Source organism: Streptomyces sp. NPDC012835, assembly GCF_042900885.1.
In the GTDB taxonomy this organism is placed as follows: Bacteria; Actinomycetota; Actinomycetes; order Streptomycetales; family Streptomycetaceae; genus Streptomyces.
The window spans coordinates 609,944-635,875 of the sequence record NZ_JBIBBW010000004.1; the positions used below are offsets into that span (position 1 = coordinate 609,944).

Genomic DNA, 25,932 nt, shown 5'->3' on the forward strand with positions numbered 1-25,932 from the left:
TTACTGGCCATGTGGCCAGGACAGCAGCCGCCCGGGGGCGAGCAGAACCCGCAGGACCAGAATCCCAATCCGTACCAGCAGCCGGGGTACCAGCAGCCGAATCCGTATCAGCAGCCCGGCTATCAGCAGCAGCCCGGATACCCGCAGCAACCCGGCTATCCCCAGCAGCAGCCCGGATATCCGCAGCAGCAGCCGGGGTACGCGCAGCCCAACCCGTACCAGCAGCCGACGGCGCCGCAGTACGCCGTACCCGGGCAGCCGGGTGGTCCCGGCGGTCCGGGGCCCACGAAGGACAACGGCAGAAGGAGGACGACCGTCATCGCGGTCGTCGCTTCCGCCGTCGTCGTGGTGGCCGCGGCCGGCACCGCGTACTTCGTGGTGAACAAGGACGACGGCGGCGGCGACGACCAGGCGGCGGCGGGCGCCACGTCCTCCGCGTCCGCCGGCGAGGACCCGGGCGCCGCGCCCTCGCTCGCCAACCCCCGGGACGGCTCGGACGCCGCCGAGCCGCAGATCGCGGGGTGGAAGGTGGTGACCAACCCCAAGCACGGGACGCAGTTCGACGTGCCCCCCGACTGGGAGGTCAGCAAGCCCGGCGTCATATCCGGCTTCGAGGACGAGGCGAAGGGCGACGGCACGCCTGTCGTGTCCTTCTCGGCACCCGCCGACTTCAAGTCCGAGTGGTGCTCCCAGGACACCGACAAGGACGGCAAGCTGGAGTACACGGCCCTCGCCGGTACGGGCACCAAGGGCGCCAGGGGCGCCAAGAGCACCGCGCAGGCGGCGCAGAACGAGGCGGGCAACTGGGCGTGGGCGCCGTACGCGCAGCACGAACCCAAGAGCGCCCTCAAGGAGAAGATCAAGGTCGGCGACGCCAAGCCCTACACGACCACGTCGGGTCTCAAGGGCAGCCTCGCGAAGGCCACGTCCGTCGGGATCACCAAGAAGAACAAGTGCGACACGGACGGCAAGGCGTTCGCTTTCTCCTTCGCCAACGCCGAGGGCGACTTCAAGACCTGGATCCTGCACGCGAGCGCGAGTGTGAAGGACGAGCTGCCGGACGCGACGATCAAGAAGATCCTGAGCACCGTACGGCTGGCCGGGGAGCCGGAGAGCACCTCCTGACCGACCTGACCGACCCGGCCGGCACGGGGAGGGCCGGCCGGGGAGGTACGTACGTATGTCCCCGGCGCTAAATCGATTGGCATCCGGGCGCGGCCACGGAATAGTCCACGGGTGACCACCACCGACCCGGCCGGACCCGGCCGCCGCCCGGACCCGCCCGCCGGCCGGTCGAGCCGTAACTATCCTCTGCTGACCGCCGCCGCGGTCGCCACCCAACTGGGCAGCCAGGGCGCGCTGATCGCCTCGGCGTTCGCCGTGCTGGAGACCGGCGGCGGCGCGGGCGACGTGGGGCTGGTGGCGGCGGCCCGCACGGTCCCGCTCGTCCTTTTCCTGCTCGTCGGCGGCGCGCTGGCCGACCGGCTGCCGCGGCACCGGGTGATGGTGGCGGCCAACGCCCTCAACTGTGTCTCGCAGGCCGCCTTCGCCGCGCTGGTGCTGACGGGCGAGCCGCGGCTGTGGCAGATGATGCTGCTGTCGGGTCTGGGCGGCACGGGGCAGGCGTTCTTCAGCCCGGCCAACGAGGGCATGCTGATGTCCAGCGTCAGTGGCGAACAGGCCGGCCGGGCCTTCGCCCTCTACCGCATGGCCACGCACGGCGCCGGAATCGGCGGCGCCGCGCTGGGCGGCGCGCTCATCGCGGTGACCGGGCCCGGCTGGGTGCTGGCCATCGACGCCGGAGCCTTCCTCGTCGCGGGCACACTGCGCGCCTTCCTCGATGTCAGCCACATCCCGGCGCGCGCCTCCGGCGGCAGCGTGATCGCCGATCTGCGCGACGGCTGGCGGGAGTTCACCGGCCGGTCCTGGCTGTGGACCATCGTCGTGCAGTTCGCCGTGGTCAACGGGGTCGTCGTGGCCACCCAGGCGGTGTACGGGCCCGTGGTCGCCGAGGAGGAACTCGGCGGTCCGGGGCCCTGGGGGCTGGCGCTCGCCGCGTTCGGCGCCGGGACCGTCGTCGGCGCGCTGGTCATGGTGCGCTGGCGCCCGCGCCGGCCGCTGCTCGCTGGCACGTTGGCGGTCTTCCCGCTCGCCCTTCCGGCGGTGGGGCTCGCGATACCGCTGTCCGCCTCGGGTCTGATGGCGGTGATGTTCGCGACGGGGCTGTCGGTCGAGGTGTTCGGGGTCTCCTGGATGACGATGCTCCATCAGGAGATCCCCGAGGAGAAGCTGTCGCGGGTCTCCTCGTACGACATGTTCGGCTCGTTCGCCATGATCCCGGTGGCCACGGCGCTGGCGGGGCCGGCCGAGGACGCGTTCGGACGCACCTCCGCGCTGTGGGGATGCGCCGCGCTGGTCGTGCTGCTGACCGCGGCCGTGCTGCTCGTGCCCGACGTACGGAACCTGACCAGGCGTACGGAGCGGGTCACCGGCGATCCGGCGGGCGCGCCCGCCGGGTCAGCCGATGCCGAAGGCGCCGTCGGGCGGGCGGGGTGAGTCCACCGCGTCGCTGTCCCGTACCGCCGTCGCGTCCCCGGTGAACCGCCGCAGGGCGGCGCCGTGTTGGACGCGGGCGGGGAAGGCGTCGGCGGCGGTGCGCCGGGCGAGGCCCGCGAGGTCGACGGGGGTGTGCGAGGCGATCAGCAGCGCGTTGCCGAAGCGCCGGCCGCGCAGGACGCCGGGCTCGGCGACGAGCGCCAGCTCCGGGAAGACCTCGGCGAACGTGGCCAGTTGGGAGCGGAGGAAGCCGAAGGGCGCCCCGTCGGCGAGATTGGCGGCGTAGACACCGCCGGTACGCAGCACCCGCGCGACCTGCCGGGCGTACTCGACGGAGGTGAGGTGCGCCGGGACCCGCGTGCCGCCGAAGACGTCGCCGATCAGCACGTCCACGGACCGGTCCGGCGCGGCCTCCAGCCACTTCCTGGCGTCCGCCGCGTGCGCGGTGATTCCGGCGGAGCCCGGTATCGGCAGATGCGCGGCGACCAGCTCCAGCAGGCCGTGGTCGTCCTCCACCACGTCCTGCGCCGAGCCCGGCCGGGTGGCGGCGGTGTAGCGGGGCAGGGTGAACGCGCCGCCGCCGAGGTGCAGGACGGTGAGCGGCTCGCCCTCCCCGGCGGCGAGGTCGACGACGTGCGCGAGACGCCGTACGTACTCGAACTCCAGGTGCGCCGGGTCGTCCAGGTCGACGTACGACTGCGGCGCCCCGTCGACCGTCAGCAGCCAGGCTCGCTCGCGGTCCACATCGGGCAGCAGCTTGGCGGTGCCGTGGTCCACGGCGCGGGTGACGGGGATCGGTTCGCTCACCCGCCCATTGTGCGCCGTGCCCGCCCCTCCCCGGCGCGGGAGGGGCGGGCACGGGCCGGTCACTTCGTCACAGCAGTGCGGTGACCGTCCCGGCGCCGACCGTACGGCCGCCTTCGCGGATCGCGAAGCCGAGTCCGGCCTCCAGCGGGATGTCACGGCCCAGCTCCACGGTGAGGGAGACCGTGTCGCCGGGGCGCGCGACCGCCACCTCGCCCAGGTCGATGTCGCCGACGACATCGGCCGTCCGGATGTAGAACTGCGGCCGGTAGCCGCTGGTCACCGGGGTGGTACGGCCGCCCTCCCGGGCGGAGAGCACATACACCCGCGCCGTGAAGCGCCGGCTGGGCGCGAGGCTGCCGGGGGCCGCCACCACATGGCCGCGGCGGACCGCGTCGCGCGGCATACCGCGCAGCAGCAGTGCGACGTTGTCGCCCGCCTCGGCGGACTCCATCGGCTTGCCGAAGGTCTCCAGACCGGTCACCACCGTCTCCTGGCCGGCGCCCAGCACCTCCACGCGGTCGCCGACGCGCACCGTGCCGCGCTCGACGGCGCCGGTGACGACCGTGCCGCGCCCGGTGATGGTGAGGACGTTCTCCACCGGCAGCAGGAACGGCGCGTCCGTGTACCGCACGGGCATCGGCACATAGGTGTCGACGGCGTCGAGCAGCGCCTCCACGGCCCCGGTCCAGCGCGGGTCGCCCTCCAGCGCCCGCAGGCCCGAGACCCGGACGACGGGGGCCGCCTCGCCCCCGTACCCGTGCTCGGTGAGCAGCTCGCGCACCTCCAGCTCCACCAGGTCCGCCAGCTCGTCGTCGCCGGCGTCGGCCTTGTTGATCGCCACGACGATGTGGTCGACGCCGACCTGGCGGGCGAGCAGGACGTGCTCGGCGGTCTGCGGCATGATCCCGTCGAGCGCGGAGACGACGAGGATCGCCCCGTCGAGCTGGGCGGCGCCGGTCACCATGTTCTTGATGTAGTCGGCGTGGCCGGGCATGTCGACGTGCGCGTAGTGCCGGGTGTCGGTCTCGTACTCGACGTGCGAGATGTTGATGGTGATCCCCCGCGCGGCCTCCTCCGGGGCCCGGTCGATCCGGTCGAACGGCACGAACGTGCCGGTCCCCCGGTCGCTGAGGACTTTGGTGATGGCGGCGGTCAAGGTGGTCTTGCCGTGGTCGACATGGCCCATGGTGCCGATGTTGAGATGCGGTTTGGTGCGTACGTACGCCGTCTTGGGCATGATCGCCGTCCCTGCTTGTACTCGAAGCGTGAGCGGGACCCCGGAGCCTTGCCGACCCTCCCCCTACGGGGTCCGCCGGACGTTCCGGGAAGGGTCAGCTTCGGGCGCCGCCGAGGGGCGCCGTCGCGGCGGCCGGTGCCGCTGCGAGGAACGCGGCAGCCTTCGGCGCGTCCGCGACTGCGGACGGCGCTGCGAGGAAGGCGTACCGGAACATGGCCCCGATGATGGCGCACGGCGGGCGCCGCGTCGAACGGTTTTCACGCGCGGGACGGGCGGGTGCCGGCGCGCCGGACTCCCGGGCGGTGAGCGCCCGGACGCACCGCTGTTCACCGGGGTCGGCTAGTCTCCCGGGATGCTCGACACCGTCCCCGGGTCCGTCGCCGAGCCCGCCGCCGAGTCCGTCCCCCGTCCTTCCGCGGGCCTCGCCTCCAGAGCGCTGCTCTCGCCCTGGTCCCGGCTGGGCCTGCTGGTCGCTCTGCTGGGCGCGGCGGCCTCGCTGGTCCTGCTGTACGAGCCGCAGCGGCTGCTGGCGGACGGCTGGCCGCCGCAGGTGGGCGGGGGCGCTGCGGTGCTGGTGTTCGCCGTGGCGTACGGGCTGTGCGCGGTGGCGTTCGTCCCGCGTCCGCTGCTGAATCTCGCCGCCGGCGCCGTCTTCGGTTCGGCGTTCGGGCTGCTCGCGGCGGTCGCGGGGACGGTGCTGGCGGCGGGGATCTCCTTCGGTCTCGGCCGTCTGCTGGGCCAGGAGGCGCTGCGTCCGCTGCTGCGCGGCCGCTGGCTGCGGGCGGCCGACGGCCAGTTGAGCGGGCACGGTTTCCGGTCGATGCTGGCGATCCGCCTCTTCCCCGGTGTGCCGTTCGCCGTGGCCAACTACTGCGCGGCGGTCTCCCGGATGGGGTGGGCGCCTTTCCTGACGGCGACGGCGGTCGGTTCGGTCCCCAACACCGCCGCCTATGTGGTGGCGGGCAGCCGGGCGACCTCCCCGACGTCTCCGCTGTTCCTGGGCGCGACGGGGTTCATCGTGGTCACCGGCGCGGTCGCGGCGGTGGTGGCCTGGCGCAAGCGCCACCACCTGTCCTGAAGCGACACCGGAGGCGCCCGGCCGTTCCTCGACCGCGGGAGGGTTCCGGCCGCCGGGTCCGCTACGAGGAGGCGTGGCCGCCGAGTCCGAGGTCGCCGCCGGGCGGCCGCGCGAAGAACCGGGCGACGTCGGCGTCCGTGACCTCGGTCAGCTCCTTGGGCGACCAGCGCGGGGCGCGGTCCTTGTCGATGACCTGGGCGCGGATGCCCTCCACCAGATCGGGGAAGGTGAGGGCGGCGCACGAGGAGCGGTACTCCTGGTCGAGGGCCTCCTCCAGCGTGGCCAGCCCCCGGGACCGGCGCAGCGCGGCGAGGGTGGCCTTGAGGGCGGTGGGCGAGCGCGTCGCCAGGATGCCCGCGGTGTCCCGCGCGGGCTGTCGCCCGCTGCCGAGCAGCCGCTCGACGATCTCCTCCACCGAGTCGGCGGCGTAACAGGCGTCGATCCACCCGCGGTCCTCGCCGAGCGTCCCGGCGGGCGCCTCGGTGGCGTGCCGCCGTACGGCCTCCCGTACGGCGTCGGCGTCGCGCACTTCGGGTCCGGCCAGCGCGGCGGTCAGTCCTGGCAGCCGGGCCGACGGTACGAAGTGGTCGGCGAGCCCGCACAGGATGGCGTCCGCGGCGCCGACGGCCCGTCCGGTGAGGGCGAGGTGGGTGCCGAGTTCGCCGGGGGCGCGGGAGAGCAGATGGGTGCCGCCCACGTCGGGGACGAGGCCGATGCCGGTCTCGGGCATGGCGACGGCCGACCGCTCGGTGACGATCCGGATGTCTCCGTGGGCGGACACACCGACGCCGCCGCCCATGACGATGCCGTCCATCAGCGCGACGTACGGCTTGGGGTAGCGGGCGATACGGGCGTTGAGCCGGTACTCGGCGCGCCAGAAGGCGGCCGTGGCGCGGCCGTCGCCGCCGGTGCGGGCTTCCTCGTGGATCATCCGGATGTCGCCTCCGGCGCACAGCCCGCGTTCGCCCGCCCCGGTCAGGACGACGGCCGTGACGCCGTCGTCCCGCTCCCACTCGGTGAGTGCCTGGTCGACGGCCGCCACCATGGCCGGGTTGAGGGCGTTGAGGGCGCGCGGACGGTTGAGGGTGATGCGGGCCGTACCGCCCGCCCTCGCCAGCAGTACGGGTGCGTCGTCATGGATCATGCGAGCCAGTATGCGCCGTACCGGCCACGCCCTAGGGCGTGTTGGGGTCGGGGGGTTGCAGCGCCAGCGTTTCGATCAGCCGTTCCGCGGCCGTCGTCGCGGTCAGTTTCCCGTCCCGTACCTCCCGTTCCAGGGCGGGTGCCGACTCCCGTACCCCCGGATGGTGGCGCAGCAGATCGAGGAGGTGGTCGCGGACCATGGTCCAGACCCAGTCGACCTGCTGGTCGCCGCGCTTGCGCGCGAGCCGGCCGTCCGCTTCGAGGATCTCGCGGTGCTGTTCCAGCCGGGCCCAGACCGTGTCGAGTCCGCTGCCCTCGCGCGCGCTGCAACTGAGCACCGGGGGTGTCCAGGCGGCGTCGACGGGGTGCATCAGCCGCAGCGCGCCCGCGAGTTCACGGGCGGCGGACCTGGCGTCGCGTTCGTGCGGGCCGTCGGCCTTGTTGACGGCGATGACGTCGGCCAGTTCGAGGACGCCCTTCTTGATGCCCTGGAGCTGGTCGCCGGTGCGGGCGAGGGTGAGCAGGAGGAAGGAGTCGACCATGTTGGCGACGGCCGTCTCGGACTGCCCGACGCCGACGGTCTCGACCAGCACCACGTCGTATCCGGCGGCCTCCATCACGATGATGGTCTCGCGGGTCGCCTTGGCCACCCCGCCCAGCGTGCCCGCCGTCGGCGAGGGCCTGACGAAGGCGGCCGGGTCGACCGCGAGACGCTCCATGCGGGTCTTGTCGCCGAGGATGGAACCGCCGGTCCTGGTGGAGGACGGGTCGACGGCCAGGACGGCGACGCGGTGGCCGAGGCCGGTGAGCAGGGTGCCCAGCGCGTCGATGAAGGTGGACTTGCCGACGCCGGGTACGCCGCTGATGCCGATTCTGCGGGCCCTGCCGGAGTGCGGCAGCAGCTCGGTCAGCAGTCGCTGGGCGAGTCGCCGGTGGTCGGGGCGGGTGGACTCCACGAGGGTGACGGCGCGCGCGATGTACGAGCGCGAGCCGTCCAGGACGCCCTTCGCGTAGCTGTCGATGTCGATACGGGGTGGCACGCGCTCACCGCTCGGTGCCGGGAGCGGCGGGCGCGTCGGTGTCCGCGTCGTCGCCGTGGCCCAGCGCGGCCGACAGCGCGGTCAGCAGGTCCCCAGCGGCGTCCGGGATGACCGTGCCGGGCGGGAAGACGGCCGCCGCGCCCATCTCCAGCAGGGTGGGGACGTCCTGGGGCGGGATCACCCCGCCGACGACGATCATGATGTCCTCCCGTCCCTCGGCGGCCAGCCGCTCGCGCAGCGCCGGGACGAGGGTGAGATGCCCGGCAGCCAGGGACGAGACGCCGACGATGTGCGCGTCGGCCTCGACGGCCTGCCGCGCCACCTCGTCCGGCGTCTGGAAGAGCGGGCCGACGTCGACGTCGAAGCCGAGGTCGGCGAAGGCGGTGGCGATGACCTTCTGGCCGCGGTCGTGGCCGTCCTGGCCCATCTTGGCGACCAGGATGCGCGGCCTGCGGCCCTCGGCGCGTTCGAACTCGTCGACGGCGGCGCGGGTGCGGTCGACGGCCGGGGAGGAGCCTGCTTCGTGGCGGTACACACCGGAGATCGTACGGATCTGGCCGGAGTGGCGCCCGTACACCTTCTCCAGGGCGTCGGAGATCTCTCCGACGGTGGCCTTGGCGCGGGCCGCGTCCACGGCGAGGCCGAGCAGATTGCCCTCAAGTCCGGGGCCGGGTCCGGCCTCGGCGGCGGCGGTGAGGGCGTTCAGCGCCTGCCGGCAGGCGCCCTCGTCGCGTTCGGCGCGCAGCCGGCGCAGCTTCTCGATCTGCTGCACGCGTACGGCGGAGTTGTCGACCTTGAGCACGTCGATCTTCTCGTCGGTCTCGACACGGTACTTGTTGACGCCGATGACGGGCTGGCGCCCGGAGTCGATCCGCGCCTGGGTGCGGGCCGCGGCCTCCTCGACGCGGAGTTTGGGGATTCCGGCGTCGATGGCCTTGGCCATGCCGCCCGCCGCCTCGACCTCCTCGATGTGCTGCCAGGCACGCCGGGCGAGGTCGTGGGTGAGCTTCTCGACGTACGCGCTGCCGCCCCAGGGGTCGGTGACCCGGCAGGTTCCCGACTCCTGCTGGATGAGGAGCTGGGTGTTGCGGGCGATGCGGGCGGAGAAGTCGGTCGGCAGGGCGAGCGCCTCGTCGAGGGCGTTGGTGTGCAGCGACTGGGTGTGTCCCTGGGTGGCGGCCATGGCCTCGACACAGGTGCGGGTGACGTTGTTGAAGACGTCCTGCGCGGTGAGGGACCAGCCGGAGGTCTGCGAATGGGTGCGCAGGGAGAGGGATTTGGCGTTCTGCGGATCGAACTTCTTGACCAGTTTGGCCCAGAGCAGCCGGGCGGCGCGGAGTTTGGCGATCTCCATGAAGAAGTTCATGCCGATGGCCCAGAAGAACGAGAGCCGGGGCGCGAAGGCGTCCACGTCGAGTCCCGCGCCGAGTCCGGCCCGCAGGTACTCGACGCCGTCGGCGAGGGTGTACGCCAGCTCCAGGTCGGCGGTCGCCCCCGCTTCCTGGATGTGGTAGCCGGAGATGGAGATGGAGTTGTAGCGCGGCATCCTGCGCGAGGTGTAGGCGAAGATGTCGGAGATGATCCGCATCGAGGGTTTCGGCGGATAGATGTAGGTGTTGCGGACCATGAACTCCTTGAGGATGTCGTTCTGGATGGTCCCGGCCAGCTTCTCGGGCGGTACGCCCTGTTCCTCGGCGGCCACGATGTAGAGGGCGAGTACGGGGAGCACGGCGCCGTTCATCGTCATCGACACGCTCATCCGGTCCAGCGGGATGCCGTCGAACAGCTGGCGCATGTCGTAGATCGAGTCGATGGCCACGCCCGCCATGCCGACGTCCCCGGTCACCCGGGGGTGGTCGCTGTCGTAGCCGCGGTGTGTCGGCAGGTCGAAGGCGACCGAGAGTCCCTTCTGTCCGGCGGCGAGGTTGCGCCGGTAGAAGGCGTTGGACTCCTGGGCGGTGGAGAAACCGGCGTACTGCCGGATGGTCCAGGGCTGGTTGACGTACATGGTGGGGTACGGGCCGCGCAGATACGGGGCGATGCCGGGGTACGTGCCGAGGAAGTCGAGGCCCGCCAGGTCGCGTTCGGTGTAGAGCGGTTTGACGGCGATGCCCTCGGGGGTGTCCCAGAAGAGTTCGTGGTCGGTCCTGCCGGTCTGTTCCTTGAGGGCGCCACGCCACTGGTCCTCGGTGGTTCCGGCGCTGTCGCCGGAGCCCAGTGCGATCTCGGAGAAGTCCGGAATCCGCATCACGCCACTCCCATCCGGTCGAGGACGGAGGTGAGGACGGCGATCGCGTCGCCGCCCGCGACGACGAACTCGTCGACTCCGGCCCGTAGATACGTTTCGCGTTGGTCGCCCGGTCTCCCGGCGAGGAACACCCGCAGCGCGCCCGCCGACTTGAGGGCCTCGGCGACCGGCGCCGCGCCCTCCGCGTAGAGCGCGTCGCTGGAGCAGACGCAGGCGACGGTGGCGCCGCTGCGGGTGAAGGCTTCGGCGGCGGTGTCCGCGTCGACGGACACCGGGTCGTGCACGGGTTCGATCCCGCCGGCCTGGAAGAGGCCGGCGGCGAATCCGGCGCGGGCCGTGTGGGCGGCGGCGGGCCCGAGGGCGGCGAGGAACACCTTCGGCCGGGCTCCGGTGGCGGCGAGGTGGGCGTCGGAGCGGGCGCGCAGCGCCTCGTAGGCGTCGTCGCGGTGGACGACGGGCAGCCCGCCGCCCGGTGGTCCTGGGGCCGGCTCGCGCGCGACGGGCGCCTGGGCGAGCTGGGGGAACTCGCTGACACCGGTGATGGGTTCGCGGCGCTCGGCCAGCCTGCCGGAGCGCTCCGCCCAGGTGGCCGCGATCCGCTCGCCGACGAGACCGCCGCGCAGGGCGGCGCGCTGGCCACCGGCGCGTTCGATCTCCTGGAACCACGCCCAGGCCGCGTGGGCGAGTTCGTCGGTGAGCCGCTCGACGTACCAGGAGCCGCCCGCCGGGTCGATGACCCGGCCGAGGTGGGACTCCTCCAGCAGGATGGTGGAGGTGTTGCGGGCGATCCTGCGGGCGAAGGCGTCGGACAGCCCGAGGGCGTGGTCGAAGGGCAGCACGGTGACGGCGTCGGCGCCGCCCACCCCGGCGGCCAGCGAGGCGACCGTGGTGCGCAGCATGTTCACCCAGGGGTCGCGACGGGTCATCATCACCGCCGAGGTCACGGCGTGCTGGCGCTGCGCTGCGCCGGCGGCGGGCGCGCCGCAGACCTCGGCGACGCGGGCCCAGAGCCTTCTGGCGGCGCGGAGTTTGGCGATCGTGAGGAACTGGTCGGCGGTGGCGGCGTAGCGGAATTCGAGCTGTCCGCAGGCGGCTTCGACGGTGAGTCCGGCGTCGGTGAGGTCGCGCAGCCAGCCGACGCCGGTCGCCAGCGAGCAGCCCAGTTCCTGCGCGTCGGAGGCGCCGGCGTCGTGGTAGGGCAGGGCGTCCACGGCGATGGCGCGCAGTCCGGGGTACTCCCGGTCGCAGAGCGCGGCGAGTTCGGCGGCGCGCGCCGTGGCGTCGGCGTCCTCCCGTCCCGTACGGGCGAGTTGGCCGACCGGGTCGGCGCCCAGGGTGCCGCGCGCGGCGTCCCGCGCCACCCCGCGCTCGTCGTAGAGCCGGAGCAACTCGCGGGCGGCGGGGTCGAATTGCTCACCGGCGTCGAGGGCGACGGGTGCGAGGTCGAGGTAGACCCCGTCGAGCACGGTGGACAGCGTGGCGACCGGGGCACCGGTGTCACCGACGGCCAGCCACAGGGAGGTGACGCCGGTCTCCAGGTCGGCGAGCACGGCCTCGTTGACGCGCGCCGGGTCGGTGCCCGTGTGGCGCTGGCGTACGTCCCAGCCGCCGACCGCGCTGCCCTCCGGCCGGCCGCCCCGGGTGAAGGGCGCGAAGCCGGGGTATCCGGGTTGGGCCGAGGCGTCGTCGGCGGTGTACAGCGGACGGGTGACCACGCCGTCCTGGAGCTTCGTGGAGAGCGCCTCCTCGGCCGCGGGCCCCTCGGCGTCCCGGCCGGACTTGCGCAGCACGCCTGCCACCAGGCTCTGCCACTGTTCACGGGTCGCGTCGGGGAACTCTGCTGCCAGGGATAGCCCGTCATCAGGCAGGACCGTCATGGCCCAGATGTTAGGGCAGTCCGATCGCGGCGCAGCAGAGCGTGTTGCTGTGACCTACAACTCGCCGGAGCGCCCGGGCCGGGAGGCTCTCCCGTACCCCGTCCGGCAGGGGGCGGGGTAGGGGGGTGCGCGACCTCGGTACGGGCCGGGCGGACCGGGCGTGTCACCAGCGTCGCGCGGGTCCGGCCGCCACTGTCTCCCGCGCCGGGCGGGACTCCGAACAGGGGAACCCCCTAGGGGGACCCCGCCTCGTTCAGGTGCGTGCCACCGTCCCGTAACCCGCGGGCGATACGCTGCCGAGGCCGAAAACGTGACCGCCATCACATCGGCGTCCTGTCCGTTCACTGCCGAACCGCCGGGCGGAGCCATCTGGACGAGGACCCGATCCCCGGCACGACCGAGCGATCGCCCGCACGACACGACACGCTTCCGGAGTGCTCGGAAGCACCCCTGAGCACTCAGCAGCGCTCCGCCCGCAAGCCCGATCCGTCACCGCGCCGCGCCTCCGGCCGCCGGTGCATGAACATCCTTGGATGGCGTAGTACCTCATGTCTTGGTTCGAATCTTTCGTCCTCGGGCTCGTTCAGGGACTGACCGAGTTCCTGCCCATCTCCTCCAGCGCGCATCTGCGGCTGACCGCGGCGTTCGCCGGCTGGCAGGACCCGGGGGCGGCCTTCACCGCGGTCACCCAGATCGGTACGGAGGCGGCCGTCCTGATCTATTTCAGGAAGGACATCGTCCGGATCGTCTCCGCGTGGTGCCGGTCGCTGGTGAGCAGGGAGATGCGCCGCGACCACGACGCCCGGACGGGGTGGCTGGTCATCGTCGGCTCGATCCCGATCGGTGTCCTCGGCATCACGTTGAAGGACCAGATCAACGGCCCCTTCCGCGATCTGCGCCTGATCGCCGTCACGCTGATCGTGATGGGCGTCGTCCTCGGCGTCGCGGACCGGCTCGCGGCGCGCGACGAGGCCGGCGGCAGGCACCGGGCGGGCAGGGAGCGCAAGTCGCTCAAGGATCTGGGCGTCAAGGACGGCCTGATCTTCGGCCTCTGCCAGGCGATGGCCCTCGTACCGGGCGTGTCGCGCTCCGGCGCCACGATCAGCGGCGGCCTCCTCATGGGGTACACACGAGAGGCGGCGGCGCGCTACTCGTTCCTCCTCGCGATCCCGGCGGTACTCGCCTCCGGGGCGTTCGAGCTGAAGGACGCGGGCGACGGCCATGTCTCCTGGGGGCCGACCGCGTTCGCGACGCTCATCGCCTTCGCGGTGGGGTACGCCGTCATCGCGTGGTTCATGCGGTTCATCACGACCAGGAGTTTCATGCCGTTCGTGATCTACCGGGTACTTCTGGGCATCGCCCTGTTCGTTCTCGTCGGTACGGACACGCTGAGCCCGCACGCGGGCGAGTCGTCGGGCTGAGGCGGCGCGGCCGAGGAGGCGCGCCCGCCGCTCGACAGACCCAAGCGGCGGCGCTCCAGCCCCACCAGGCGCGAATGACCCGTACGCCCTAGTTTGGGAGGGTCTGCATTCGCATCACCGAGGAGCCGCAATGAGCGACAGCCCGATGGACAAGGCCAAAGGCAAGGCCAAGGAGATGACGGGGAAGGTCACCGGCGACCGCCGCAAGGAGGCCGAGGGCAAGACCGACCAGGCCAAGGGCAAGGCGAAGGACACCGTGGACCGCGCCAAGGGCGTGAAGGACTCCGTGCGCGACAAGGACTGAGGTCCGCCCACAGAGCCGTGACACCGAGGGCCGAGGTCCGCCCCGAGAGGCCCCGACAGGCCCCGACAGGCCCCCGCCGGAGACGGTGGGGGCCTGTCGGCGTCCCCGGCGGGGCACACCGCCCATGCGTCGCGCACACCGCCTGTCCACCCCGTGGTCACAAATACATTACTGTCTGTGCACATCCGTGATGCTTCCTCCACATCACCCGTTACGGTCATCGCTCACGAACCACCTCTGGGGGACGCATGTCGCACAATCCGCCGCCGCAGCCGCCGCCTTGGGGGCAGCCGCCCCGAGCCGGCACGAACCCGTACGGCGCGCCCCCACCGCCCGGGGGCCGCCCGAAGTGGACCCGGAAACGCGTGCTTCTCCCGGCCGCCGGGGTCCTGTTCCTCATCGGTGTCGGCATGGGCGCGGCCGATGATCCGGCGCAGGCGGAGAAAGCCGCCAGCGTGCGGGCGGCCCCTGTGGCGACCGTCACGGCGACGGCCACACAGACCGCGGCGCCCGAGCCCGCGGTCACCGAGACCGTCACGGCCAAACCGAAGCCCGCCCCGACCGTCACCGAGACGAAGACGGTCAAGGTCACGGTGGAACCCGCGATCGACAGTGCGGGCGACACGGGCGGCGGCAGTGCCGGTGGCGGGTCCGTCTACTACAAGAACTGCGACGCCGCCCGCGCGGCGGGTGCCGCGCCCGTACACGCGGGGGATCCCGGGTACGGAAAACACCTCGACCGTGACGGAGACGGAGTGGGCTGCGAGTAGACGCGCCGGGACCGCCGACGGTGGCCGGGGCGGGGGCTCGGACTCCCCGTCCCGGACTCCCGGTCCCGGCGGAGCCCCCGGGCGCCGGGGCGGCAGGCGCATCGCGGGGGCACATGGGGGGTACGGGGCGGATACGGGCGGTCGCGGGGTGTGAGTGTGAGCAAGGACGCTCCCAGAACGGCCGCCGGCGCACTCCCCCGGCTCTAGGGTTGTCACATGTCCTCTTCTTCCGCATCCGCAGGCCCGGCCGCCTCCAGCGCCGCCGCGGCCAATGAGCGGATCCGCGCGCTTGTCGACGCGGCCGACGGGACGTGGCCCGCGGAGGCGTACGAAGTACTCCTGCTGGAGTGGGCCGCGGCCCTGCGCGACAACGTCGACAAGGCCGCGTAGCGCCCCGGCCGGATCCGCCCCCGGCGTTCCTCCCTTTCCTCTCCCCCCACCTGCCGTCCGGCGGTCCCGCGATCGGTGCCGTCTGCCCCAAGGGGCAGGGCACCGTGCCCCCGCCCCGTGGAGCGGCAGCCTGGACGGGCCGTCGATTCCGGCCCCAGGGTGGGAGGAGGCGGAGCGGAACGACCGGAACAGGGCGAGCGGTACGGTCCGGAGGAGGCGCAGATGCGCGCACACGAGCGGCACCACGACCACGAGCATGAGCACGACGAATCCGTCCGGTCCACGAAGGCCGAGGACGCACGGGACCCGGCGGGAACCACCCACCTGTTCAGGGCCGCAGTGGCGGGCCGGTCCGACGTGGTCGGGACGGCCGGGATGAGAAGCCTGCAACGCTCGGTGGGAAACAGCGCCGCCGGGTCGGTGCTCAGCAGGGAGGCGGCCGAGGAGGCGCCGGAGCCCGTGGCGGAGCGCTCGCCCGTGCACGACGTGGTCTCCGGCGGCGGCTCGCCCCTGGACACCGACACCCGTACGGACATGGAGAGCCGGATGGGCGCCGACTTCTCCGACGTCCGGGTGCACACCGACTCGGCGGCCCACGAATCCGCGAAGGGCGTCGGGGCGCACGCGTACACCGTGGGCAACCATGTGGTCTTCCAGCGCGACAGCTACGACCCGTCCTCGCCCGCCGGGCGCACCACGCTGGCGCACGAACTGACCCATGTGGTGCAGCAGCGCAGCGGCCCGGTCGAGGGCTCGGAGGCGCCGGGCGGCATCCGGGTGAGCGATCCGTCCGACCGCTTCGAGCAGGAGGCGGTCGCCAACGCCGACCGGGTGCTGGCCGGCCCGGACCCGGCGCCGGTGCCCGATCCGGTACGGACGGCGGAGCCGGCACCGGCCCCGGCGACCCCGTCCGTACAGTCCGTGCAATCGGTGCAGCGCGAGTCCGCCGAGGACGAGGACGAGGAACCGGCCGATGTGCAGGGCTCGTTCGTCCAGCGGGCGGAGGAGGGGGCCGAGGAGGAGGACGAGGAGGCCCCGGCCGACTGAGCGGCGCACGAGGAGCGGCAGGCGAGAGGCGCGTGGCAGGTACCACGGGACGTCGGTGCACCACGGCGCGCGAGCGGGGCCGCCGGGGGGAATGTTCCCCCCGGCGGCCCCGCTCGTGCGCCGTCCGTCCCTCCGACGGCGCTTACGAGTCGGACGACTCCATGTCCGGCCGCAGGGTGCCGCCCAGGAGCAGCGACTGCGAACAGCGCGTCGGCGTCGGGGCCTTGACCGGTTTGCCCACCTGCCGGCAGTCGACGGTCATGGTGATCTCTCCCTCGGCCGGCACCAGGATCGGGGTCACGAAGTGGTAGTCGGAGTCCCGGAAGTTCTCCAGGGCCAGCCGCAGTACGGGGGCGTCCCGGCTGGAGACGATGAGCGTGCCGGCGTCGCCCTGCGGGTTCTGGACCACGATGTCGGTGAGTTCGAAGATGCTGCCGCCCGGCACCTTGTAGGCGGAGTCCGTGGTCGGCGAACCGCCGACGGCGTCCCTGACCTCGACGCGCGCGCTGGTCGGTACGCCCGCGCCGCTCCCGGCCGTACCTCCACCCGTGGCCGTACCGCCGGAACCGGAGCCGTTCGACGTTCCCGCGTTCCCGCCCGTACCACCGCCGTCCGCACCGCCGTCGGCGCCGCTCGACGACCCGCTGTTCGCCGCCCCGTTCCCGGAACCCCCGTTGTCCGCACCGCTGTTCGTCGCCCCGCCATCGGGTGACCGGGTCTTCTCGGCGGCGGACTCGATCGCCTCCGGGGTGATGGCTTCCCTGGCCGCCGATTTCACCGCCGGCCGCAGCAGCGCGTACCAGAGACCGGCCAGCGCGATCAGCGCGACCGCCGCGAGCACGAGGGCGCGGGGCAGCCAGCGGGGAAGGATCGCCTGCTGCTCGTACGAGCCGTCCAACGTCAGCTGTTCGTACGGCTCCTGACCCTCCGCCACCACCGGCACCACGAAGGTCTGGAACGTATGGGTGATCGGCGTGCCGCGCCAGAGCCGCCGGGCGGGCCGCACCGACAGCTTCGCGAAGTCCGCGTGACCGGGCGGGATCACCAGCTCCGGGGCAGTGAACTCGACGCGGGCCCGCTCGGTGCCGGTGTGGCCCGTCAGCCGCACGGTCACGGGCGCGTTGCCCCGGTTGTCCACGGCGACCTGATGCCGGCCCCGGCGGGCGCCGCTCGATCCGCGCGGCACCAGCTCCGAGGTCACCTCGGTGAACGGCGCCACGGTGACCGTGCCCTCGGGCACCACCGTCTCGCTCTGTTCACTCGTCGGCACGACCCGGATGCCGAAGGGGCTCTCCCCGGCGGGCACCGACGCGTCCCGCGGCGGGCGCAGCCGCAGCCGCACCGTGCCGGAGGCTCCCGGATAGAGGGAGAGAGCCGGCGGCTCCACCGTCGCCCAGGCCGCACACGCGCCGATCACCTCGAAGCGGTATTCCTCGACGGTGCTGCTGGAGTTGAGGATCTGTAGGGGGACATCCGTATCCCCGCCCGGCTCGGCGGTGACGGACGTGACGTCGAGGCTGGCCGTAACACTCATAGGAGGCACCGTAGATCCGCGCTTTCCGGCGAACACCGGCCGGACAGGAACACTTTCGGGCAGAAGTGGTGCCCGGCGGGCGTGTCCGGATTTCACATCAGCATGGGATGGGAAAGGAGTATCTGCCGACGCGTATGGCGACAGAGGCTCATGTCTCCTGGCCCTGCAAGGCCCGTGATGACGCGATCGGTTCGCATTTGCGGAGGGGGAATTTCATGACAGAACGCACGATCGTTGGTTTGCGCGCGCAGGATCCAATCTCCCAGGCGGGGGTGGCCAGCCAATTACGGACCAGACCGGAGGTGACGCTGACCGGCTCGGACGAGAATGGACCCACCCCACAGGTGGTCGTGGTGGTGGTGGATGTCATTGACGAGGAAGCTCTGCGGATGCTGCGCTCCATTCAGCGCAGCGGCAGCGCCCGCGGCGTGCTCGTGGCCACCGAGATCGACGAACAGAAGCTGGTCAGCGCGGCGGAGTGCGGCGTCGCCGGGGTGGTCAGGCGTTCGGAGGCGACCCCGGACCATCTGGCGCGCGTCATCGTCTCCGTGGCGAAGGGCGAGGGGCATGTGCCGGCCGACCTGCTCGGCAGGCTGTTGGAGCAGGTCGGCCGGTTGCAGGGCCAGGTGCTCGGACCGCGCGGACTGCACTTCACCGGCCTTTCGTCGCGCGAAATGGATGTTCTGCGACTGGTCGCGGAGGGGTACGACACCGCGGAGATCGCGACAAAGCTCGCCTACTCCGAACGCACGATTAAAAACGTGCTGCACGCGGTCATGACCAGGCTCCAATTGAGGAATCGCTCGCACGCGGTGGCCTACGCACTGCGTCAGGGACTGATCTGAGGGCGATTCGGAACGCGGCGGCCCGAATCCTGTTCACCGGGCCGCACAGGACTCGCACGACTCGTACCACTCACACATTTCCGCCGCACATTCCGCTCACCATCCGCACACCGACCGACCTGCGGAACCACCACTGAGCAGCAGCGCGGAATCAGGTGCGAGACGGATGCCCGAAAGGGCAGAGTCCCGTTCCCACAGGACTGACTCGCGCTCCCCTGCCGAGGGGAGCGCGAGCGGGGGATGGTGGGGGGCCGCGTGCCGATGATCGGGGGAGGATTCCGTGCGGCGGTCTCAGAGGTTGGGGCGGTGGTCCCGGAGGTCACATGGGTCGTGGGCCACCCGATGGGCACCGCGGGGCGCGTGGGAATCGGCGGCGGGGAGAGTATCGGCACGGTCGCCGCGTCCGGGCGGGAGGCGGCCGGCCCCCGCCCTGCGCGTCCTCCCGTTCGCACTGCTGCTGCTTCTGGCGGGCAGCCTGCCCAGTTCCGCCGTCGAGGCGCCCGCCCCGGAGAACCCGGTCACGCCGGCGGTGGTGACGGAGCGGCTCGACCCGGGTGCGACGCTGCCGGTGGCCAAGCGGGTGCTGACGCCGGTGATCCCGCCGAAGCCGGACATCGTGCTGCTGGTGGACGGTACGTACAGCATGGCGACGCCGATCGAGAGACTTCAGGAGGAGCTCCCCGAGATCACCGAGGAGGTGCTCGCGGCCCAGCCCGATTCGCGCTTCGCCGTGGCCACGTACGGCGACCAGGAGGTCGACGCCGACACTGACGAGGTCTATACGGTCCTTCAGGGACTGACGAGCGATCCGGTGGCGGTGAAGGCGGGCGTCGACCGACTCGACAACCACCGGGGCCAGTACAGCATGGGCCCCGCCGAGGACTGGATCAACGCGCTGTGGGAGATCGCCCACGGCAGCGGCGGCGAGACCGTCTTCCGCGAGGACGCGAGTCCCATCGTCGTACTGATCGGTGACGCGTCCAGCCACAACCCGAGCATGGACCACTACCTCGACGACACGATCCCCGCGCTGCGGAACGCCGGGGTCAGGGTGGTGGGCGTCGACCTCGAATCCACCCTCGGCGACGGCCTCAACGGCACCGGAGACGCCGGTGTCCCGGGCCAGAAGGACATCCCGCCGATCGACCCGGGCCAGGCGGACCGGATCATCAGGGAGACCAACGGCAAAATGGTGCAGGGTGTCGACCAGGACGCGGTCGTGGCGGCCATCCTGGAAGGTCTGCGCGACCTGCCCACCGCCGTCGGCCACCAGCTGGACGCGTGCGATCCCGCCCTCACTGTGACCCTCGATCCGCCCACCAGGACCGTCGACAGCGGACAGGTCGCCGCGTTCGACGAGACGATCCAGGTCGCCGAGGACGCCCCGCAGGGGACGAGACTGAGCTGTACGGTCCGCTTCCTGCTGGGGCCGGGCGAGCAGGGCACGGAGGGCCTCGGCCCGCGCGCCGTGGCCGCCGATCCCGGTCTGGTGCAGACGATCACCATCGACGTCAATGACGTCGGGCTCCCGGTCGTCACCGTGGACAACCGCACAGTGCGCACGCGCGACCCGGACGGTGTCCGCGTCGAGTACACCGCCGGCGCGGAGGACGCCGTGGACGGGCCGCTGCCGGTGACCTGCTCGCCGGCGTCGGGCTCGCTCTTCCCGGTCGGCCGTACGGAGATCATCTGCACGGCGACCGACTCCGGCGGCAACACCGGTACGGGGACGGCGGTCGTGGAGGTCATCCAGGACCCGGTGCCGCCCCCGCCCGCCTCCCCGTCCCCGTCGGCCTCACCCGCGCCGCCCCCGCCGCCGCCTCCCGTCGTCCCGCCGACGGCCGATGTGTCCGTACGGGTGAGGATCACGCCGCCCACCACGTACACCGGCCGCGCGGCCACCGCCCGCTTCACCGTGTCCAACGCGGGTCCCGAAACGGCGACCGGTGTCATCCTCACCTCCGCCTGGCCGAGGACGCCCGACGCGTCCGAGCGGACCGTGGGCGCGCTGTCGCGCTGCACGACGGCCTCGCCGTGCACCATCCCGGCGGGCGGCCGGATCGAGGTCACCCAGCGGGCCAGGTACGCGACCGCCATCGGCGGGGATGTCCACGGCACCGCCGTCGCGACGCTGCCCGACCGCAGCGCGGCCGACAACACAGCCAGAGCCGGCCTGCGTGTCCTCCAGCCCCGGCTCACCGTCACCCCGGAGGTCGCGACGCCCGGTCAGGTGGTGCTGGCCCGGGGGACGGACTTCCCGCCGGGCGCCACCGTACGGCTGGCCTGGAGCGCGGGCATCACCGCCACGGGACAGCCGGTGGTCGTCGACCGGAACGGCACGTTCGAGGCGCAGGTGCCGGTGTTGCGCAAGGACCGGCTGGGCCCGCGGAAGCTCCGTACGAACGTCACCGATCTGGCCCGGCTGGAGAAGCCGGTCCTGGTGGTGGCGCGCAAGCTCCAGCCGCCGGACTTCGCGGGGCGCGGATGACCGGGCCCGTACCGCCGACGGGGGTTTCGCCGTGATCCACGAGGTGGACGACGTGCTGCGGGCCCTGCTCAGGGCGGAGGTCCTGGAGGGCGCCCAGATCGCCGTCGTGTTCGACGCGCCGACCCGCGACTGGGCGGCCAAGGTCAACGCGCCGACCGTCAACCTGTATCTCTACGACATCCGCGAGGACATGCGCCGCCGCGAGCGCGGGCTGCACAACGAGTACGACGGGCACGGGACGGTCATCGCCCGGCGCCGGCCGCCGCGCTACTTCAAACTCTCGTATCTGATCACCGCCTGGACCAAGCGCCCGGAGGACGAACACCGGCTGCTCTCCTCCCTGTTGGCCTGTCTGCTGCGGTACGAGGCGCTGCCGCCGGAGCGGTTGACCGGCACACTCCAGGAGATCGGGGCGGCCGTGCCGATGTCCATCGCGCTGCCACCGCCGGAAGACCGTTCCTTCGCGGATGTGTGGAGCGCGCTGGGCGGGGAGCTGAAGCCCTCGCTCGACCTGGTGATCAGTGTGCCGGTCACGGCATCGCCCACGTACACCGCGGGCCCGCCGGTGACCGACGAGGGGCTGCGCGCCGGCTTCGGCGACCACCCGCCGGAACCACGCGCCCGGCGGGGCGGCGGGCTGCCGGTGTACGGCGGCAAGTCGGTACGGCCCGCTCCCGCACCGGACGCCGAGGGCACGGCCTCCGACTCCGGACCCCGGCGGGCGGGCCTGTCCCTGCGGATCACGGAGAGACGCGGCGGTGGCGGCGATGACGGCTGAGCCCGGCCCCGCCCTTGAGCGCCGGCATCTGCGGCAACTGCTGGAGCGTGCCGTACGGATCGAGCTGCGCGTGCGGCGGGCGGTGGAGGCGCGGAGGCGGACCGACCCGAACCCGGACGACGAGTTCCGCGGCCTGTACCTGACGGAGGAGGCGATCCGGCGGCTGCTGGAGGAGGGGCGGACGTTCCCGGTGCCGGACGACGCGGCGGAGCCGGCGGCAGAGGCGGAGCCGGCGGCACCGGATCCCCCGCCGACGGACTCCCCGCTGTCCGGCCTCATCAGGGAATTCGAGCTGACCGAGCTGGATGTGGAGATCCTGCTGATCGCGCTCGTACCGGATCTGGACGACCGCTTCGAGGCGTTCTACGGCTACCTGAACGACGACGTCACCCGCCGCCGTCCGACCATCGGTCTCGCGCTCGGCCTGTGCGGCCTCACACCCGCCGACGCGGCGGCCCGCGCCCGGCTGGGTCCGCACGCTCCGCTGCGTTCGGGCGGGCTGCTGCTGGTGGAGGAGGCGGACCGGCCGTTCCTGGGGCGTGCGCTGCGGGTCCCGGACCGGGTCACTGCGCATCTGCTCGGCGACCGTACGCCGGACCCCAGGCTGGCGGATCTGCTGGCGCCCTGGCACCCGGTGGAGGGAGTGGGCGACGCGAAGGCGCTGGCCGGGGCGCTGGAGTCCGGCGTACTCCTGACGTACCTGAGAGAGGACCAGGGCGGCGCGGGTACGGCGCTGGCCGCGACGGCGCTGAGCCTGACGGGCCGGGGCGTGCTCGGCGTGGACCTGGCGCGGCTGGCGGAGGACTCCACGCCGGTGGAGGCTGTGCGGGCGCTGGTGCGGGAGGGCAGGCTGACGGGTGCGGGGCTGGTCTGCGCGCAGGTGGACGCGCTGTCCCGCGAACGCCCCGAGCTGCTGCGCCTGCTGACGTCCGCTCCGCTGCCGACGGCGATGGTGGGACGGGTCCCCTGGGACGCGTCCTGGGCCACCCGCCCGCCGCTCCTGCTGAACGCGCCGAGAGTGGAACCGTCCGTACGGTCCAGGCTGTGGCGCGCCGCGTACCCGGGCCCGGCGCCGCTCCCGCCGGACCTCGACGTGGGCCTGCTGCTCTCGCCCTTCCTCCTCACCCCCGACCAGATCGAGGGCGCGGCGCGGGGGGCCGCGCAGACGGCGGCGCTGACGGACGGCCCGGTGGCGGCGACGGACGTGCGCCGGGGCGCGCGGGCGCAGAACGCGGCGGGGCTGGACCGGCTGGCGCGCCGCGTCGAACCGTCCGTCGGCTGGCCGGACCTGGTGCTGCCGCCCGATGTCCACGCCCAGCTCCGCGAACTGACGGCCCGCGCCCGCTACCGCGACCAGGTCCTGGGCACCTGGGGCATGCGTCCGGGCGGCGGGCGGGGCCGGGGCGTGTCGGCGCTCTTCGCGGGCGACTCGGGCACGGGGAAGACGATGTCGGCGGAGGTCATAGCGGCGGACCTGGGCCTTGACCTCTATACCGTCGACCTGGCGACGGTCATCGACAAATACGTGGGCGAGACGGAGAAGAACCTCGAACGCATCTTCTCGGAGGCGGCCGGCGTCAACGGCGTCCTCCTCTTCGACGAGGCCGACGCCATCTTCGGCAAGCGCTCCGACGTGAAGGACGCGCACGACCGCTACGCCAACGTGGAGAGCGCCTACCTGCTCCAGCGCATGGAGTCCTTCGACGGCCTGGCCATCCTCGCCACCAACCTCCGGGCCAACCTGGACGACGCCTTCACCCGCCGACTGGACCTGGTGGTCGACTTCCCGATCCCGGACGCGGCACACCGCCGCCTGCTGTGGGACCGCAGCCTGGGCCGGGCTCTCCCCCTCGGTCCCGACCTGGATCTGGACTTCTGCGCGGAGTCCTTCGAGCTGGCGGGCGGCAACATCCGCTCCATAGCGATCACGGCCGCCTACCTGTCGGCGGAGTCGGGCACGCCGGTGACGATGCCGACGCTGATCCACGCGATCCAGCGGGAGTACCAGAAGCTGGGCCGCCTGACGCTGGCCTCGGAGTTCGGCGAGTACCTGCGCCTACTGACGTAGATCCGCGGGCAGCCGGTAGACGGAGACGTGGGAGCGCGACTCGGCGGTGAACTCGGCCCCGGACCAGTCGGCGTGCCGGGACTCCAGCTCAAACCCGGCCAACTGCCCCATGAGATCGAGCTCGGCCGGCCAGATGTACCGGTGCGGACTGCGGAACAGCCGTGCCTCCCGGCTGCCCTCGCCGAACCGGAAGTGGTGCGAGACGACCTGCTGGCGCAGCACGTCGTACGTATCCAGCCCGATGTAACCGGCCTGGCTCTCCCACACCATGGCCTGCTGCCCGGGCGGCAGCTTGCGCAACTCGGGAACCCACAGCTCGATGACGAACCGCCCGCCGGGCGCGAGATGGCGCGCGGCGTTACGGAAGCAGGCGACCTGCTCGGCCTGGGTGAGCAGGTTGGAGATGGTGTTGTAGACGAGGTAGGCGAGGTGGAACGTACCGGGAACACGCACGGTGGCCATGTCGCCGGCGACGACCGGAATCGTCGCCTCGTCCACCTTGGTGCGCAGCCGGTCGATCATCGGCTGCGACAACTCGATCCCGGTGACCGCCACCCCGCGCTCCGCGAGAGGAACGGCCACCCGCCCCGTACCGATGGCGAACTCCAACGCGGCCCCGCCGTGGGCGAGTTCGGCAAGGCGATCCACGGCCGGCCCCAGCACCTCGGGCGCGAACGCGCCGGTGCCGGGGGTGTCGTAGCTTTGGGCGGTCTCGACGTCCCAGGGTGCGTCGTGTGTCATTCGGCAAAGGATTCAGGGGTCGAGCGCCGATGTCGAAGGATTTTCGGGGAGGGTCGTCGCTCAGGGGCGGGAGCGATCCACAGCCCCCGAGCAGGCCAGCCGCTCTTGAGCAGGGACTGCGGCATGACACTCAGCGAAGAGGTACGGCGTCGCGACATGCTCCCGTTTCGGCCTGGTCGTCGGCAAAGGGGCGAGCACCACGCCGACCCTCTGACCCAGTGACCGAACTCGGTGCGGCGGGCGCTCCGGCTGCCGCGCGCCCGGGTGATGCCACTGTCCGCCCCGCCCTCGTCGTACACCGCAGCGGTCGAGCGGCACCTCACCGGCGCGGGCATGGCGAAGTCCTCCGCGCGGATCTACCGGATCTCGCTGACGACATGGGGATGGGCGCTCGCCGGCGAACCGGCGCCGACCGGACGCCCGCCGAGGCGCGAAGCCGCCCGTCTTCCCCCCTCACCGCGATCGACGACCCAGCCCTGCCCGAGGTGCCGGCCGAGCCGGCGGCGGCGCGGGCGGACGACATGGACGCCGACACCGCCAACCGGGAGTTGTCCATCGCGCGCAAGGCAATCGGCTGGTGGCAGCGCCAGGGATGGATCGAATCCGACCCCACGATCGGCATCGAGCGACAGCCGGCACCACCCGACCGCACCAAGGCCCTCGCTGACGAACAGATCGCCGCCCTGTGGCGGCTGGACGTCTCGCTGCGGGGAGAAGATGCTCTCCGAGCCGGCGGCCCGCGCCGATGAGGTGCTGTGCCTGAACGTGGAGGGCCTGTATCCGCAGGACGAACGCGGCAGGATCACCGCCAAGGGCGGGGCGATCAAGTTTGATTCACTGGCAGTCCGGCACCGCCCACTCCTGCCCGGCGGCCGGCCGGTACAGCTTCGCGGAGCCGACGTTCTTCAGCCTCGGCATCAGCTTGAAGTCGAATATGTGGGCGAGGGCGAAGCCGGCGATGAGGCGCCGTGGGTGTCGGTGTACTGCCGGTCGACTTCCATGTCGGTGCAGTGCCGCAGCACGCCCTCGATCATCGAGGCGACCTCGGAGGCCGAGCAGCTCTTGAGCTGGGAGCAGATACAGACCGACTTCCCTCCACATGCCAGTGGATCATCACCCCGGGGCCCCGGTAGCGCTGGTGCCACTCGGTCATCAGGTTCGAGGACCAGGCGCCGAACTTGCGGCTGTCGGAGGCGCACGCCGTACCGGTGTCCCACCACATCTCGTCCCGGACGTCGAAGGTGGCGTTCACCAGCTCGCGCAGGGCCGCACGCATGTTGGGCCGGTTGACGGACAGGTGCCGCACCTGCCGCAGCGTCGCCTCGGACTCGCCGTGCTTGCCGGTCACCGCGACCCACTTGATGCCCATGTTGCTACCCAGACCGAACAGCACCAGCAGCAGGCGCCGCCGCAGCACGTCCTTGGACAGGTTCTCCCTGGCGGCCACCGAGGTGAACTCGGCGATGAAATCCGTGTCGAACTCGGCGTACTTCAGGATGTCCAGCGGGTCGATGGTGCCCCAGCGCCGTTCGATCTCGCCTTTAACGGCCAACAGATTCT

22 protein-coding genes and 1 pseudogene are annotated in these 25,932 nt (G+C 72.3%); 13 read left to right on the forward strand and 10 right to left on the reverse strand.

Annotation, left to right across the window (positions count from 1 at the left end; translation table 11 throughout):
- Positions 1 to 9 precede the first annotated feature (9 nt).
- Together ACFY6S_RS20825 and ACFY6S_RS20830 are read left to right on the forward strand one after the other, a co-directional pair.
- Positions 10 to 1,125: a hypothetical protein gene (locus tag ACFY6S_RS20825; RefSeq protein WP_388830061.1), complete on the forward strand. Its 1,116-nt coding sequence runs from the start codon at positions 10 to 12 to the stop codon at positions 1,123 to 1,125.
- A 111-nt stretch (positions 1,126 to 1,236) separates the two neighbouring features.
- A complete protein-coding gene (locus ACFY6S_RS20830) occupies positions 1,237 to 2,556 on the forward strand; it encodes an MFS transporter (protein ID WP_388830058.1) in 1,320 nt (439 codons plus the stop codon).
- Here the strand turns inward: ACFY6S_RS20830 and ACFY6S_RS20835 are convergent.
- Together ACFY6S_RS20835 and tuf are read right to left on the reverse strand one after the other, a co-directional pair.
- On the reverse strand, positions 2,518 to 3,363 hold the full coding sequence (locus ACFY6S_RS20835) for a spermidine synthase (protein WP_388830055.1): 846 nt from the start codon (positions 3,361 to 3,363) through the stop codon (positions 2,518 to 2,520). The two genes, ACFY6S_RS20830 and ACFY6S_RS20835, sit on opposite strands and share 39 nt — an antisense overlap.
- 67 nt (positions 3,364 to 3,430) lie before the next feature.
- Positions 3,431 to 4,600 (reverse strand): elongation factor Tu, encoded by a 1,170-nt coding sequence (tuf, locus tag ACFY6S_RS20840; protein ID WP_388830052.1) that lies wholly within the window; start codon positions 4,598 to 4,600, stop codon positions 3,431 to 3,433.
- Positions 4,601 to 4,952: 352 nt separating this feature from the next.
- Between tuf and ACFY6S_RS20845 the strand changes: the two genes are divergently transcribed.
- Complete coding sequence (locus tag ACFY6S_RS20845; RefSeq protein ID WP_388830049.1) at positions 4,953 to 5,678, forward strand: TVP38/TMEM64 family protein; 726 nt, start codon at positions 4,953 to 4,955, stop codon at positions 5,676 to 5,678.
- 61 nt (positions 5,679 to 5,739) lie between these two features.
- Here the strand turns inward: ACFY6S_RS20845 and ACFY6S_RS20850 are convergent, their stop codons facing one another.
- From ACFY6S_RS20850 to ACFY6S_RS20865, 4 genes are read right to left on the reverse strand one after another with little or no spacing between them, the layout of a single operon-like run.
- Entirely contained in the window at positions 5,740 to 6,822 is a 1,083-nt protein-coding gene (locus ACFY6S_RS20850; protein WP_388830045.1) for an enoyl-CoA hydratase/isomerase family protein, read from the reverse strand.
- A 31-nt stretch (positions 6,823 to 6,853) separates the two neighbouring features.
- The gene (meaB, locus tag ACFY6S_RS20855; RefSeq protein ID WP_388830042.1) at positions 6,854 to 7,861 is read right to left on the reverse strand and encodes a methylmalonyl Co-A mutase-associated GTPase MeaB; all 1,008 of its coding nucleotides are present in this window, start codon (positions 7,859 to 7,861) and stop codon (positions 6,854 to 6,856) included.
- 4 nt (positions 7,862 to 7,865) lie between these two features.
- Complete coding sequence (gene scpA, locus ACFY6S_RS20860) at positions 7,866 to 10,109, reverse strand: methylmalonyl-CoA mutase (RefSeq protein WP_388830039.1); 2,244 nt, start codon at positions 10,107 to 10,109, stop codon at positions 7,866 to 7,868.
- Positions 10,109 to 11,986, reverse strand: coding sequence for a methylmalonyl-CoA mutase family protein (locus tag ACFY6S_RS20865; RefSeq protein WP_388830036.1), 1,878 nt, complete (start codon positions 11,984 to 11,986; stop codon positions 10,109 to 10,111). Before ACFY6S_RS20865 ends, scpA begins: the two co-directional genes overlap by 1 nt.
- A gap of 548 nt (positions 11,987 to 12,534) precedes the next feature.
- Here ACFY6S_RS20865 and ACFY6S_RS20870 point away from each other — a divergent pair.
- From ACFY6S_RS20870 to ACFY6S_RS20890, 5 genes are all read left to right on the forward strand, one after another.
- On the forward strand, positions 12,535 to 13,407 hold the full coding sequence (locus ACFY6S_RS20870; protein WP_388830033.1) for an undecaprenyl-diphosphate phosphatase: 873 nt from the start codon (positions 12,535 to 12,537) through the stop codon (positions 13,405 to 13,407).
- Between the two features lie 130 nt (positions 13,408 to 13,537).
- Complete coding sequence (locus ACFY6S_RS20875) at positions 13,538 to 13,711, forward strand: CsbD family protein (protein WP_388830031.1); 174 nt, start codon at positions 13,538 to 13,540, stop codon at positions 13,709 to 13,711.
- Between the two features lie 365 nt (positions 13,712 to 14,076).
- Positions 14,077 to 14,481 carry an excalibur calcium-binding domain-containing protein gene (locus tag ACFY6S_RS20880; RefSeq protein WP_388830027.1) on the forward strand — a complete coding sequence of 135 codons (405 nt, stop codon included), beginning with the start codon at positions 14,077 to 14,079 and terminating at the stop codon, positions 14,479 to 14,481.
- A gap of 216 nt (positions 14,482 to 14,697) precedes the next feature.
- Positions 14,698 to 14,871 carry a hypothetical protein gene (locus tag ACFY6S_RS20885; RefSeq protein WP_388830024.1) on the forward strand — a complete coding sequence of 58 codons (174 nt, stop codon included), beginning with the start codon at positions 14,698 to 14,700 and terminating at the stop codon, positions 14,869 to 14,871.
- Between the two features lie 222 nt (positions 14,872 to 15,093).
- On the forward strand, positions 15,094 to 15,918 hold the full coding sequence (locus ACFY6S_RS20890; RefSeq protein ID WP_388830021.1) for a DUF4157 domain-containing protein: 825 nt from the start codon (positions 15,094 to 15,096) through the stop codon (positions 15,916 to 15,918).
- Positions 15,919 to 16,060: 142 nt separating this feature from the next.
- Here ACFY6S_RS20890 and ACFY6S_RS20895 read toward each other — a convergent pair whose 3' ends face one another.
- On the reverse strand, positions 16,061 to 17,452 hold the full coding sequence (locus ACFY6S_RS20895) for a hypothetical protein (protein WP_388830018.1): 1,392 nt from the start codon (positions 17,450 to 17,452) through the stop codon (positions 16,061 to 16,063).
- Between the two features lie 215 nt (positions 17,453 to 17,667).
- On the opposite strand from ACFY6S_RS20895, the gene ACFY6S_RS20900 reads away from it, so the two are divergent.
- The 4 genes from ACFY6S_RS20900 (at position 17,668) to ACFY6S_RS20915 (ending at position 23,631) form a co-directional block, all read left to right on the forward strand.
- Positions 17,668 to 18,297 carry a response regulator transcription factor gene (locus ACFY6S_RS20900; protein ID WP_388830015.1) on the forward strand — a complete coding sequence of 210 codons (630 nt, stop codon included), beginning with the start codon at positions 17,668 to 17,670 and terminating at the stop codon, positions 18,295 to 18,297.
- Between the two features lie 532 nt (positions 18,298 to 18,829).
- On the forward strand, positions 18,830 to 20,785 hold the full coding sequence (locus tag ACFY6S_RS20905) for a VWA domain-containing protein (RefSeq protein ID WP_388830012.1): 1,956 nt from the start codon (positions 18,830 to 18,832) through the stop codon (positions 20,783 to 20,785).
- A 31-nt stretch (positions 20,786 to 20,816) separates the two neighbouring features.
- Positions 20,817 to 21,563 carry a DUF4255 domain-containing protein gene (locus tag ACFY6S_RS20910; protein ID WP_388830010.1) on the forward strand — a complete coding sequence of 249 codons (747 nt, stop codon included), beginning with the start codon at positions 20,817 to 20,819 and terminating at the stop codon, positions 21,561 to 21,563.
- Positions 21,553 to 23,631: an ATP-binding protein gene (locus tag ACFY6S_RS20915; RefSeq protein ID WP_388830007.1), complete on the forward strand. Its 2,079-nt coding sequence runs from the start codon at positions 21,553 to 21,555 to the stop codon at positions 23,629 to 23,631. The genes ACFY6S_RS20910 and ACFY6S_RS20915 overlap by 11 nt, the downstream gene beginning before the upstream one ends.
- Here the strand turns inward: ACFY6S_RS20915 and ACFY6S_RS20920 are convergent.
- On the reverse strand, positions 23,620 to 24,372 hold the full coding sequence (locus ACFY6S_RS20920) for a class I SAM-dependent methyltransferase (protein ID WP_388830004.1): 753 nt from the start codon (positions 24,370 to 24,372) through the stop codon (positions 23,620 to 23,622). The genes ACFY6S_RS20915 and ACFY6S_RS20920 overlap by 12 nt on opposite strands.
- A gap of 218 nt (positions 24,373 to 24,590) precedes the next feature.
- Between ACFY6S_RS20920 and ACFY6S_RS20925 the strand changes: the two genes are divergently transcribed.
- Complete coding sequence (locus ACFY6S_RS20925; protein WP_388830001.1) at positions 24,591 to 25,121, forward strand: hypothetical protein; 531 nt, start codon at positions 24,591 to 24,593, stop codon at positions 25,119 to 25,121.
- 85 nt (positions 25,122 to 25,206) lie between these two features.
- Here the strand turns inward: ACFY6S_RS20925 and ACFY6S_RS20930 are convergent, their stop codons facing one another.
- Positions 25,207 to 25,290 carry a hypothetical protein gene (locus ACFY6S_RS20930; RefSeq protein WP_388830109.1) on the reverse strand — a complete coding sequence of 28 codons (84 nt, stop codon included), beginning with the start codon at positions 25,288 to 25,290 and terminating at the stop codon, positions 25,207 to 25,209.
- A pseudogene (locus tag ACFY6S_RS20935) lies at positions 25,290 to 25,819 on the reverse strand (Tn3 family transposase). The gene ACFY6S_RS20930 and the pseudogene ACFY6S_RS20935 overlap by 1 nt, the downstream one beginning before the upstream one ends.
- Between the last annotated feature and the right edge of the window lie 113 nt (positions 25,820 to 25,932).